At 61.2% G+C, this 12,089-nt stretch carries 8 protein-coding genes and 1 pseudogene; 3 read left to right on the top strand and 6 right to left on the bottom strand.

Annotated features, from left to right (window positions below; all coding sequences use genetic code 11):
* Positions 1-154: 154 nt before the first annotated feature.
* Entirely contained in the window at positions 155-2,581 is a 2,427-nt protein-coding gene (locus tag L8F97_RS18085; protein WP_242153486.1) for a TonB-dependent receptor, read from the top strand.
* Positions 2,582-2,628: 47 nt separating this feature from the next.
* Positions 2,629-3,423 carry an enoyl-CoA hydratase/isomerase family protein gene (locus tag L8F97_RS18080; RefSeq protein WP_242153483.1) on the top strand — a complete coding sequence of 265 codons (795 nt, stop codon included), beginning with the start codon at positions 2,629-2,631 and terminating at the stop codon, positions 3,421-3,423.
* Positions 3,424-3,667: 244 nt separating this feature from the next.
* Here L8F97_RS18080 and lpdA read toward each other — a convergent pair whose 3' ends face one another.
* From lpdA to L8F97_RS18060, 4 genes are read right to left on the bottom strand one after another with little or no spacing between them, the layout of a single operon-like run.
* Complete coding sequence (lpdA, locus tag L8F97_RS18075; protein ID WP_242153480.1) at positions 3,668-5,062, bottom strand: dihydrolipoyl dehydrogenase; 1,395 nt, start codon at positions 5,060-5,062, stop codon at positions 3,668-3,670.
* A 3-nt stretch (positions 5,063-5,065) separates the two neighbouring features.
* Positions 5,066-6,379 (bottom strand): dihydrolipoamide acetyltransferase family protein, encoded by a 1,314-nt coding sequence (locus L8F97_RS18070; RefSeq protein ID WP_242153477.1) that lies wholly within the window; start codon positions 6,377-6,379, stop codon positions 5,066-5,068.
* 2 nt (positions 6,380-6,381) lie between these two features.
* The gene (locus L8F97_RS18065; protein ID WP_242153474.1) at positions 6,382-7,395 is read right to left on the bottom strand and encodes an alpha-ketoacid dehydrogenase subunit beta; all 1,014 of its coding nucleotides are present in this window, start codon (positions 7,393-7,395) and stop codon (positions 6,382-6,384) included.
* A 4-nt stretch (positions 7,396-7,399) separates the two neighbouring features.
* Positions 7,400-8,629, bottom strand: a complete 1,230-nt coding sequence (locus L8F97_RS18060) for a thiamine pyrophosphate-dependent enzyme (RefSeq protein ID WP_242153471.1) — start codon at positions 8,627-8,629, stop codon at positions 7,400-7,402.
* A 718-nt stretch (positions 8,630-9,347) separates the two neighbouring features.
* On the opposite strand from L8F97_RS18060, the gene L8F97_RS18055 reads away from it, so the two are divergent.
* Positions 9,348-10,105 (top strand): IS5 family transposase gene (locus L8F97_RS18055; protein ID WP_242153467.1). Its coding sequence is split into 2 segments (ribosomal slippage): positions 9,348-9,681 and positions 9,681-10,105, totalling 759 coding nucleotides; the frame shifts between segments, so codons are not numbered across the junction.
* A 105-nt stretch (positions 10,106-10,210) separates the two neighbouring features.
* On the opposite strand, the pseudogene L8F97_RS18050 reads toward L8F97_RS18055, so the two are convergent.
* Together L8F97_RS18050 and L8F97_RS18045 are read right to left on the bottom strand one after the other, a co-directional pair.
* A pseudogene (locus tag L8F97_RS18050) lies at positions 10,211-11,274 on the bottom strand (IS630 family transposase).
* Positions 11,275-11,578: 304 nt separating this feature from the next.
* On the bottom strand, positions 11,579-12,089 hold a 511-nt coding region (locus L8F97_RS18045), incomplete at its 5' end, for a transposase (protein ID WP_242153462.1).

Raw genomic sequence — 12,089 nt, 5'->3', positions numbered from 1 at the left:
AGGGCGCAGCACCGTTCTAACATTAGCCTGTCATACGCAATTTAGAATATAGCCAAACGTCCATTCTCAGGTTAGATGATTTTTATAAGCCTGCCGTACGCGATGCGGTTCGCAAATGAGGATGGAAGGGCTAGCCATGAAAATGAATCTTCGGATGACGAGCGTTCTGTTGGTGACGACGGCACTAGTTCCGCTCACCGCCGCACGAGCCCAGCGCGCCTCGCCCCCCTCCTCCGCTCCCTCAACGACACCGCCGACAAGCGTGATCGAAGTTCCGCAGCCGCCGGCCGGCACGCCCAACGACACCGGCATCGCCGATGTCATCGTCACCGCTCGTCGCTTCGCGGAAAATTTGCAGACCACTCCGGTCGCCGTCACCGCTTTGTCCGACCGAAACCTAGAGGTCGCGCAGGTTCAGAACGCGATAGATCTGCAACGCACGACGCCAAGCCTGTCGGTGCTCAACGGCGGCCCCTCGGTTTCGGGCCTGACGTTCGTCGCGATCCGCGGCCAGCAGCAGTCGAACCCCGGCACGGCGAACGATCCGGCGGTCGGCATCTACGTCGATGGAGTGTACATCCCGCGTCCCTCGCAGGGGCAAACCGACATTAACGACATCGACCGCCTCGAAGTGCTGCGCGGGCCGCAGGGAACATTGTTCGGTCGTAACACCACGGGCGGCGCGCTTAACATCCTTACGGCCCAGCCCAAGGATGTTTTCGAACTGAGCGCGAAGGCAGAGACCGGCAATTACGCGTACAAGAGCTTCTCGGGCACAGTCAACGTGCCGCTCGCCGACAATCTCGCGGCCCGCTTCACGGGTTCTTACCGCGATCACGACGGATATGCGCGAGACGATGCGCTAGGTCGCGATATCGCCAACAATCGCAGCTATTTCGGTCGCGGCAAGATCCGTTACGAAGGGGCGGGTTTCGACATCACGCTCTCGGGCGATTACAACCACATCAACGATAACGGCCAGAAGAACGTGCTGGTCGCCTACAATCCGGCGGTGTTCGGCGCACTTCCGGGCGGGGCGGCGGCGAATGCGCAATTGGCGCAATATCTCCTGAACGACAACAACTGGTACTCCTCAAACGGGACTGGCTATGTCGTGCCGACCAACTCGGCGGCGTTCAACGCTTTACCGGCCGATGTCCGCGCGCTGTACTCCCGGCAACCACAGAATGAGGTGACCGCTTACGGGGCCGGCGCCGTCGTCAACGTCGATCTCGGCTTTGCCAAACTCAAGTCGATCACCGGCTATCGCTACAGCAACGCAACCGGCCTGATCGACACAGACGGAACGCCGGTACAGATCCTCACGACGACGTCGGGCTACGGCTCGCACCAGATCAGCGAAGAGGTTCAGCTGAGCGGCGACCTCACCCCCAAGTTCAGCTACATTCTCGGCGGCTATTACGGGCATGAGAAAGGCTACGAAAGCAGCCGTTCGCAGACCTTCGGCTTCTTGCCGATCGCGCGCCTGATCACCGAAAATTATGCCGACGTTATCAACGACAGCGCGGGTGTCTTCGCACAGGGTTATTATAAGCTGACCGACAAGCTACGCTTCACCGGCGGCGTGCGCTGGACGTTCGACACGCGCGAGGTCATCCTGCACAACAAGACGGTGTACGGCAACCCGGCGACGTGCAGCAATCCGAAGAACGATGCCGGCCAGATCTGTAGCCAAACGCAGGAAGCGCACTTCAGTTATCCAGCCTGGACCGGCGTGGTCGATTACCAGGCGACCGACAAAATCTTCGTCTATGCGAAGACCAGCGGTGCCGCGAACTCAGGCGGCTTCAACACGCGCCAGGGCTCGTTGCCCGCGTTCCAGCCGGAGAAGGTCCAAGACGTAGAGCTCGGTCTCAAGGCCAAGTGGCTCGACAACCGCTTGCGCACCAATCTTGCCGTGTTCCAGTCGTGGCAGAGCGGCGTACAGCGCAACAAGAGCATCGTCATCCCCGGCACGACCACGCCGAGCCAGTTTCTCGTCAACGCCGGTAACGCGCATATCCACGGCATCGAGCTGGAAGTGACCGCCGTTCCCTGGCACGGCATGGAGCTCAACGGCAACATGAGCCTCATGGATGGCGGCTACAACAAGGGTTCCTTCACCGATACCCAGGTTGTCAACGGCGCCACCGTGACGGTCGATCGCAGCGGTGAACCCCTGCCGCAGCTTCCCAAGCGACAGTTTAACATCGGCGCCACCCAAACGCTGCCGGTTGGGTCGAACAGCCTCCAACTGCATGCCGACTACAGTTATATCAGCAAGATCTGGTTTTATCCGCTCACCGCCGCAGCCGGCCAGCCGGCCGCCGTGGTCGCGCTCTACAACACCAACAACCAGTTCAGCTTCGCCAAGGGCTACGGCCTGCTCAACGGACGCGTCAGCTTCCAGTTGAAAAACCCGGATATCGAGATCGCGGTGTTCGGCAAGAACATCCTCCAGAAGCACTATGCCGAACGGGTCTTCTCCGAAGTCTACACCGCTGGCCTCGGATTTATACAGCAGACGCAGGGTGATCCCCGAACCTACGGCGTAAGCGTCAGCTATCATTTCGGCGGCTGATCAGAACTGGCCCGGAGCATGTGCCGCTCCACAACTGAAAGAGGACGATGAGCGATTCGGAGTTGTCGGATCTGATTGTAGAGCTTGATGGGCCGATCGGGCGCATCATTCTCGATCGTCCAAATCAGATCAATGCGATCAACGGCAACATCCGCCGGTGTTTACCGGAAGCGCTGTCGATGCTCGACGCCCGGGTGGACATTCGCGTCATCGTCATTCGCGGCAACGGTCCGCGCGGCTTCTGCGCCGGTGCCGACATCAAGGAGAACGGTGACGTCGAAAGCGCAATCGAGGCGCAACACCGGTTGCGGACGCAACACTGGGTTGATGCGTTCGAGCGTATCTCTACGCCGACGATCGCGGCCATCCACGGTGTATGCATGGGCGGCGGGCTCGAACTCGCGCTGGCATGCGATATCCGCATGGCGTCCGCCGATGCTGTCTTCGCGTTGCCGGAAAGCGGTCTCGGCTTGCTGCCTGGAGCAGGCGGTACCCAGCGGATGCCAAGGCTGATCGGGATCGGCCCGGCCCTGGACATGATGCTGACCAACGACCGGCTCGATGCCGCGACGGCACACCGGCTGAACATTGTCACTCGCCTGCACGAAGACCGCGAGGCGCTGTTCACGGCTGCGGACCTACTCGCCGAAAAGATCGCCGCGAAGCCGCCCGTCGCGACTCAGATGGTGCGCCGTGCCGTGCTCGCCAGCGCCGTACTCTCGCTCAAAGAAGGCTTGGGGCTTGAACGTGACCTGTTCGCCCTTCTCCTGACGACGGAGGACCGCCGCGAAGCCGCCACCGCCTTCAAGGAAAAGCGTCCGCCCCAGTTCAGCGGTCGCTGACGTCATCAGCGACTCGCTCTCCGGACTGCCGTGAGCGCGTCGCGAACTCAGACGGCCTTGACGTTTTACTCATGCAGCAACGCCGGGAACTCCTCAAGCGGGGCAAAGCCACCGTCATGCACACGCGAATGCCCGTGACCTGATGGCGCCTTCCACCCTGCCGCTTTCCTGCCCTCAATAGATCTGACGCGCGCATCGTTACAGCGTCGACTTGCTGATCCGCCGTGTCCGACCGCCGCTTCGATCAGATGTGGATTGCGTGTCCTAGCGCCTTCAGCGATGCTTCGTGGAACGCTTCTCCCAGCGTCGGGTGCGCATGGATGATGCCGGCGATATCCTCCAGCACCGCACCCATTTCGATCGCCTGGCAGAAGGCCGTGGACAGTTCGGAGATGTGCAGCCCCACCGCCTGTACGCCTATGACGCGGTGAGTGTCCGCCCGCGCGATCACGCGGACGAATCCACCCATATCGCCTGCCGCCATCGACAGCGCGCGACCGTTGGCGGCGAACGGAAACTGCCCGATCACGACGTCGCCCGTCTCGACGTCGTCCGGACCGATCCCGACAGCGACGATCTCCGGTTCGGTGAAGCACACCGCGGGGATTGCCGCGGGCGCGAAGCGCCGGCGCGCGCCGGCGATGATCTCGGCGACCATCTCGCCTTGTGCCGACGCCTTATGCGCCAGCATCGGCTCACCTACGAGATCGCCGATCGCCCACACGTTGGTGGTCGAGGTGCGGCAATGCTCGTCGACCCGCACATAACCGCCGTCCATGGCGAGGCTCATCTCTTCCAGCCCCCAGCCCGCGACAACGGGTTTGCGTCCGACGGTGACGAGGATCCGGTCGGCAGGAATATCCACCCGCTTCCCCGCCGAAGTTTCGATCTCCAGCCCCGCAGCGCTTTGGCCGATCGCTTTGGCGGCTAGGTGCAGCGCAACGCCCTTTTCATCAAGCCATGCGCGAACCGGCTCGATCAGCTTGACGTCGTAGAGCGGCAGGATCTGCCCTTGCGCCTCGACGATCGTCACCGCCGCGCCCAACCGTGCGAACGCCGAACCCAGTTCCATTCCAATATAGCCGGCACCGACGACGACCAGACGGTCCGGCAGGTCGGGAAGCGACAGCGCCTCGGTCGAGGAAATGACCTTGCCACCGAATTTCAGGAAAGGCAGTTCGACGGGCACCGACCCGGTCGCGAGGATGACATGCTCCGCGACGATCCTCGTCTCGCCTTCCGGTTTCGTAACGATACAGCTCTTGGCATCGGTAAAGCGCGCCCAGCCAGGCACGACCTTGACCTTCGCGCGGCGTAGCAGCACCGCCACTCCGCCGCTGAGGCGATCGACGACGCCTTCCTTCCAGGCGACCGTTTCCGCGAGATCAAGCCGGGGTTTGTCGGCGAGATGTATGCCGAAGCGACCGCCGTCCGCGACGTGAGTTATCTCCTCAAACAGGGCGGATGCGTGGATCAGCGCCTTGGACGGAATGCAGCCGCGGATCAGGCAGGTGCCGCCCAACCGGTCTGCATCCACCAGGACCGTGTCGAGCCCAAGCTGGCCGCAGCGGATCGCGGCGACATAGCCGCCCGGGCCGCCGCCGACGACGAGAACGCGCGTTTTGATCGTGTTGGTCATCGCTCAATCCATGAAGATGAAGGCGGGATGCTCGAGCATCCGGCGGAACTGCTGGACGAACAAAGCGGCATCGTAACCATCGACGATCCGGTGATCGAAGGATGAAGACAGGTTCATCATCTTGCGCACCGTGATAAAGCTGCCCTGCACCACCGGCCGCTCTACCAGCTTGTTTGGTCCGATAATCGCGACTTCGGGAGCGTTGATGATCGGCGTCGTGACGATGCCTCCGAGCGGGCCCAGTGATGTGACCGTGATGGTTGATCCGGACAGTTGCTCGCGCGTTGCGGTACCGTCTCGCGCGGCTTCGCTGACGCGGGATACTTCGTCGGCTATCTGCCAGATGTCGAGGCTCTCGACGTGGCGGATGACCGGCACCATCAGCCCAGCCAGGGTCTGCGTCGCGATGCCGCAATGCACCGCAACCGAGGTTTGCAGTAATCCCGCCTCGTCATCGAAACGAGCATTAATTTGCGGAAAGTCGGGCAACACTCGCACGAGCGCGCGCAGGAAGAACGGCAGCAACGTCAACTTCGGCTGGCTTCCGCGGCGATTGGCGTTGAGGTCCAGCCGCAGCGCCTCAAGTTCGGTGAGGTCGCATTCCTCGACGTAGGCGATGTGCGGCACGCGCCGCTTAGTGTCCTGCATCTTCTCGGCGATCTTGCGCCGCATGCCGATGATACGGATATCCTCGCCACCTTCGCCCTGTATGTAGCAAGCGTCTCTGGCCGCAGAGTTGTCGCTACAGCGCGCGATATAAGCGTCGAGGTCGTCGGGAGTGATGCGGCCAGCCGGGCCAGTGCCGGAGACATATTGCAAGGGGATGCCAAGCTCGTGTGCGCGCCGGCGTGTAGCTGGCGCGGCAAGTGGGTCTTCGCCGGCTGCGCGTGTCGCAAACGCCGTTTTGCCAGCCGCGCCCGGCGGTCGGGCGCTGCCGGGCGGCGAAGTCGGAAGCGGTCGCGGCGCGGGTTCGGCAGGTGGCGCTGCGGTCAGCGTGCCGGGCTCCGGCGTCGCTTCGAGCGGGGCCGCCGGCGCGAGACCAGCCCTTACCGGTGCGGCTTCCGCGTTGCCTGCCCCCTCGACCTCCAACTCGATTAGCACCGTGCCCACCGGCACCATGCCACCAATCTCGCCGTGGATCGCCGTCACCGTGCCGTCCACCGGAGAAGTCATGTCGACTGTGGCCTTATCGGTCATCACGTCGACAAGGCTCTGATCTTCGCCGACCACGTCGCCCGGCACGATATGCCACCCTACTATCTCCGCTTCGGCCACGCCTTCACCAATGTCAGGTAGGCGGAACAAATAGCGTCCCATTGTCAGTTCTCCATTGCGCGCCGGAGCGCCGCAGCCAGCCGACCGGGGCCGGGAAAATAATCCCATTCGAAGGCATGTGGGTAAGGAGTGTCCCACCCAGCGACCCGCGCGATCGGGCTTTTCAGGTGATGAAAACATCGCTCCTGAACCAGCGCCGAAAGCTCGCCGCCAAAGCCTCCAAAACGTGATGCTTCGTGCAGGATCACGCACCTTCCGGTCTTCTTTACCGACGCGACGATCGCATCGATGTCGAGCGGTACGATCGAGCGTAGATCGATCAATTCGGCATCTACGCCGCTCTCTTCGATTCCGCCGAGCGCGACATGCACCATCGTGCCATAGGCGAGCACCGTCACATCGCGCCCCTCGCGCGCGATCGCTGCCTTGCCCAGCGGAACGGTGTAATGGCCATCCGGTACTTGCGCTTGCGCGTGTCCCGCCCACGTCTTCAAAGCCTGATCGTGCCGTCCGTCGAATGGCCCGTTGTAAAGACGCTTGGGCTCCAGAAAGATCACCGGATCGTCACACTCGACCGCAGCGATCAGCAGGCCCTTCGCATCGAAGGGATTGGAGGGGATCACCGTCTTCAAGCCGGTAATATGGGCGAAGATCGCCTCCGGGCTTTGGCTGTGGGTCTGGCCGCCGAAGATGCCGCCGCCATAAGGCGAGCGCACCGTGATCGGCGCCTCGAACTCACCGTTGGAACGGTAGCGAAGGCGAGCGGCTTCGGACACCAGCTGATCGAACGCCGGCAGGATATAATCGGCGAATTGAATTTCGGGAATCGGTCGCAATCCATATGCGCCCATGCCGATCGCGGTTGCGATAATGCCACCCTCGCTAATCGGGGTGTCGAAGCAGCGCGTGAGTCCGTGCTTCGCCTGAAGCCCCTCTGTCACGCGAAACACGCCGCCGAAATAGCCGACATCTTCGCCGAAGATGAGCGTATCTGGATCAGTGGTGAGGAGCGTGTCGAGCGCAGAATTGAGCGCCTGGATCATGTTCATCGTCGGCATCGGTTCAGATCCCCAACTCGCGGCGCTGCTCGATCACGCGCCAGTCCGGCTCCTTGAACACACCTTCGAACATTTCGCGAACGCTAGGTTTAGACGTACCGAGCGTGCCCACCGTCTCCGCCTCGCGCTGCGCGTCACGCAAGCGCTCGGAGAGTTCCGCTTCAAGCTGGACGTGTCGTTCCTCAGACCATGTCCCGCGTCCGATCAGATGAGCTTTTAGCCGCTCGATTGGGTCACCAAGCGGCCAATGCGCAGCTTCGTCGGCGGGTCGGTATTTCGTCGGATCGTCGCTCGTCGAATGTCCGGCCGCGCGGTATGTGACCACCTCGATCAGGGTAGGTCCGAGATTTGCACGGGCACGGTCGGCTGCCCACTGTGTCACCGCCCACATTGCAAGAAAGTCGTTCCCGTCGACGCGAAGTCCCGGAATGCCGTAGGCCAGAGCCTTGGCCGCAAATGTAGTCAAATCCGCGCCAGCGATGCCGGAAAATGTTGATATCGCCCACTGATTGTTGGTGATGACGAGAATGACAGGCGCGCGATAGACACTGGCGAACGTCAGCGCCTCGTGGAAGTCGCCCTCCGCGGTCGTGCCCTCGCCGATGTAGCCTAGGGCGATCTTGTCGACGTTCTTGAAGGCCGAAGCCATCGCCCAACCAACGGCATGGCCGAACCGGCTGCCGACGTTTCCAGACAACGAATAGAAGCCGTAATCCCGCGCCGAATAGAGGATCGGGAGCTGCCGTCCTTTCAGCGGGTCCTTCTCGTTCGAGTAGATTTGGTTGATCATGTCCGTCATCGGATAGTTCCGCGCGATCAGCCAACCTTGGACACGGTAAGTCGGAAAGCACATGTCGCCCGGCCGCAGCACCATCGACTGCGCGACGCCGATCGCCTCTTCACCAGTCGATTTCATGAAGAAGCTGGTCTTGCCCTGTCGATGGGCACGAAACAACCGCTCCTCGAACAGACGCGTCTGAAGCATCGCCTCCAGCCCACGCGAGAGCGTCTCATCATCGAGTTGTGGATCCCACGGTCCGACCGCGACCCCATCGTCATCGAGCACCCGGACCAATTCGTAAGGCATATCACGCAGATTGGCTTCCGACGCGTCCACCCGCGGCCGCCGCGTCTCACCCGCTGCTGTCAGAGGCACATGCTCGAAGTTCGCTTCATCACCCGGACGAGCCGAGGGCACCGGAATGTGAAGGGACAAGCCCGCCTGTTTGGCCATCTCCATAGTCCTTTTTTAGTTTCACCTTAGGATGGCATTCTCAGACAGGAAAGTCTCTCTCTTTTTTGCCGTGCTTGGCACAGGGGGAGAAGATTTTTTTCTGCATCGAATGCAAGCGGGAGAACTTTTCTTAAGAGTCGAATTTCCGTTGACGAGTTGATGTCGAAGTACGAATTCTGTCGGTGAGACAGGCGGAGCGACGTTGCTTGGTAGCGGTCCCCACTCTGCAGATCCGACTTTCGAACACACCGCGCCGGCAGCGCATCAAGCGCAAGGTTTCTGGTTTGGCGTTTGCTGGTGCAAATTTTGAGCAAAAATGTTGCTCATTTCGCAGATCTTTTCAGATCGCTTCACAATAGCTGTAGATCACTCATGCGAGGGCTGCGAGCCCGCCTTCCAAGTTGCAGGCGGCGGCGAAGTCGCCTGGGCGCTACCGGAACTGATTGTAGCTGCTATAATGCTAGAATTCGACGATGGCTTTCAATCGTCCGGTTCGTCACTTTCACCTGACCACTGCCTAGATACCATTCACTCTGGTCAGGAGATACTCGCCGCGATTACCGTCACAGACCCGCTTGCATTCCTGAACCAGACTTCGTCGTCCTGCGGAGCATGACTTTGGAGCGACGGCACGCCGTGATCTAGGCTCAGGACCTGTTAAATTGCTTGCGGAGATTGCGATCGGTTGATTCAGGGGGTGGCGCGAGGAGGCGCTACCATGAGTGATCTGATTTGGTTGTCGGAGGCGCAGATGCGCCGCATTGAACCGTATTTTCCGTTATCGCACGGGGTGCCTCGGGTCGATGATCGGCGGATCATCAGCGGGATCATCTTCGTGATCAGAAACGGGCTGCGCTGGCGCGACGCGCCAGCCGAGTACGGGCCGCCGAAGACGATCTACAATCGGTTCATCCGCTGGAGCAGGCTTGGTGTGTTCAACAAGATCTTTGCAGGCCTTGCAGCGAAAGGCGGCAAGCCTGACCAGTTGATGATCGACGCCACGCATCTCAAGGTGCACCGGACGGCTGCAAGCCTTTTAAAAAAGGGTCTGTTCCCCGACGTATTGGACGCACCAAGGGCGGCCTGAACTCGAAGCTCCATGCCGTCTGCGATGGCAAAGGTAGACCGCTCGTCATGCTGCTGAGCGAAGGCCAGATGAGCGACTACAAGGGTGCGGCCCTCATGCTCGACGCCTTGCCCAGGGCCAAGGCGCTGCTAGGCGACAAAGGCTATGACGACGACTGGTTTCGCGCTGCGCTGGCCAAGCGCAAGATCATGGCTTGCATCCCCTCAAAGACGAACCGCAAAACGCGAATCCCGCACGACGCAGCACTCTATCGGCAGCGCCACAAAATTGAGAACATGTTCGGAAGGCTCAAGGATTGGCGGCGCATCCACACGCGCTATGATCGCTGCGCGCATACCTTCATGTCAGCCATCTGCATCGCCGCAACCGTCATCTTCTGGCTCAATTAACGAGTCCTGACCCTAATCCTCAGTCCCGATCAGATCTTTGGCGATGAAGACCAAGCATGCAGTCGTGCCTCCCAACGAGCAGACGCCAGCAGTCAACTTGTGGATTCATTCCAACGTTTGTTGCCCGCGCCTGACGGCGGCGATAATCTGATCGGGATCGGCATTCCAGACGAACGGCTTCGGTTCCTGATTATGCTCCTTGATGAAGCGGTTGATGGCGGCTTGGAGATCGACGACGGAGCAGAAGACGCCGTTCTTAAAGCATCGACGGATCAGCTTGGCAAAAAGCCCTCGACCGCATTGAACCACGAACATGATGTCGGCACGAAGTGGCAGGTCCAGCGCGGGTGCCGGGCGAGCCAGGCGCGGACCTTGGACTGTTTAGGGGTGGCGTAGTTGTCGAGGATGACGTGGACGGCCTTGTTCTGCGGCAGTTCGGCTTCGACGGCGTTGAGGAAACGGATGAACTCCTGGTGCCAATGCCGCTGCATGTTGCGTCCGATCACCGAGCCGTCGAGCACGTGCAGCGCCGCGAACAACGTCGTTGTGCCATTGCGCTTCTAGTCGTGCGTCATGGTCGCACTCCGACCGCGCTTGAGCGGCAGCCCCGGCTGGGTGCGGTCGAGGGCCTGGATCTGGCTCTTCTCGTCCACCGATAGAACGATCGCGTGCGCCGGGGGCGAGACGTAGAGGCCGACCACGTCGTGCAGCTTCTCCGCGAACGCCTTGTCCTTGGACAGCTTGAAGCTGCGCCAGCGGCGCTAAACCATGGTCGTGCCAGATCTTCACCGCCGAGGACGCCGCGATGCCACCGCCTTGGCCATCGCGCGCACCGTCCAGTGCGTCGCCTCGTGAGCGGGCGGCTCCAGCGTCAGCGCCACGACCTTGTCGACCAGTGTGGCCTCAAGCGGTGCGATACCAGGAGGTCGGGTTTTGTCACGAAGCAGGGCGTCCACGCCTTCCGCCATGAACCGCTCCTGCCAGCGCCAGATGCAGGTCTTGGACTTGCCCGTCGCCGCCATAAACGCAACCGTGCCGATGCTATCCGCGTTCAGCAGGATGATCCGTGCCCGCCAAACCTGCTTCTGTGGCGATCCGCGCGCGGCAACGAGCGCCTCAAGCCGAGCTCTGTCGAAAGCCGCGACGGCGATGTTGATACCCTTGCGCATGCCGCAGCGTCACACGGCATGATACAAAAAATAATCCTATCCCGGGACTCGTCCGTCTCGATCAAGCCACTAGACTAGCCTAAAAGCAGGAACGCGGCTGCGCAAATCGAAACTGCCGCGCCGCTCGCGACGCATAGTAGTTTAAATCCGCATCGGTCTATGCCGGGGTAATAGCTGTCCATTGAGCCTCTCCTATAGTCGCTCTGTCGGCGATGGAGATAGGCTAGCACGAGCTTTGGCGAATGCAATAGAAAGCTTGACGGGGCACGATCTTAGTAATCACCCACCCCCGGTCTGAGGGGGTTTAGGCGCCCAAGGTGGCGGCGATGGTACCGAAGATGTTGGTCCCAAGGGTAAGGCGCGCGGTGGCGACGACGGTCTTGATGTCAGCTTCCCCCTGAGCAGCCCACATGGCGCGGTAGCCATTGGTGATCTTGCGCTGGATGACGGCGGGGCGAAGGTCGCGCTCGCAGGCATTATTGGTTGGTTCGACCTTGCCGGGCCAATATGCGAAGGTAAGGAGCTGCTCCCTGGCGCGGGCGAACCTGTTTCGCAGCTTCATCGTCAGTGCGCACGACGTAGGCGTCGTGATGATGTCGTCGATGGTTCGTTCGAGCGCGCGTCGTTTTGTGGCAATCGTCGATGGCGCCAGACGGCTGATGCCTTCCGCCAGTCCGAACGCCTTGTTCAGCCATAGTTTGAGCCGCATCGGCAGGAAGTCTTCAGTGTTCTGGAGCGCATAGGCGACATCACGCGCGAGATGGGCGAGGCAGGCCTGGTGCGCATCGGCATGACCCTGCTGGGCGGCATCGCGG

The organism is Sphingomonas sp. BAUL-RG-20F-R05-02 (genome assembly GCF_022662305.1).
In the GTDB taxonomy this organism is placed as follows: domain Bacteria; phylum Pseudomonadota; class Alphaproteobacteria; order Sphingomonadales; family Sphingomonadaceae; genus Sphingomonas.
This window is presented reverse-complemented; position numbering and strand designations above follow the sequence as displayed.

Excerpts from the sequence above, each read along its gene's own strand:
- L8F97_RS18085 (WP_242153486.1), top strand. The coding sequence starts at position 155 with ATGACGAGCGTTCTGTTGGTGACGACGGCACTAGTTCCGCTCACCGCC.
- L8F97_RS18080 (WP_242153483.1), top strand. The coding sequence starts at position 2,629 with ATGAGCGATTCGGAGTTGTCGGATCTGATTGTAGAGCTTGATGGGCCG.
- lpdA (WP_242153480.1), bottom strand. The coding sequence starts at position 5,062 with ATGACCAACACGATCAAAACGCGCGTTCTCGTCGTCGGCGGCGGCCCG.
- L8F97_RS18070 (WP_242153477.1), bottom strand. The coding sequence starts at position 6,379 with ATGGGACGCTATTTGTTCCGCCTACCTGACATTGGTGAAGGCGTGGCC.
- L8F97_RS18065 (WP_242153474.1), bottom strand. The coding sequence starts at position 7,395 with ATGCCGACGATGAACATGATCCAGGCGCTCAATTCTGCGCTCGACACG.
- L8F97_RS18060 (WP_242153471.1), bottom strand. The coding sequence starts at position 8,629 with ATGGCCAAACAGGCGGGCTTGTCCCTTCACATTCCGGTGCCCTCGGCT.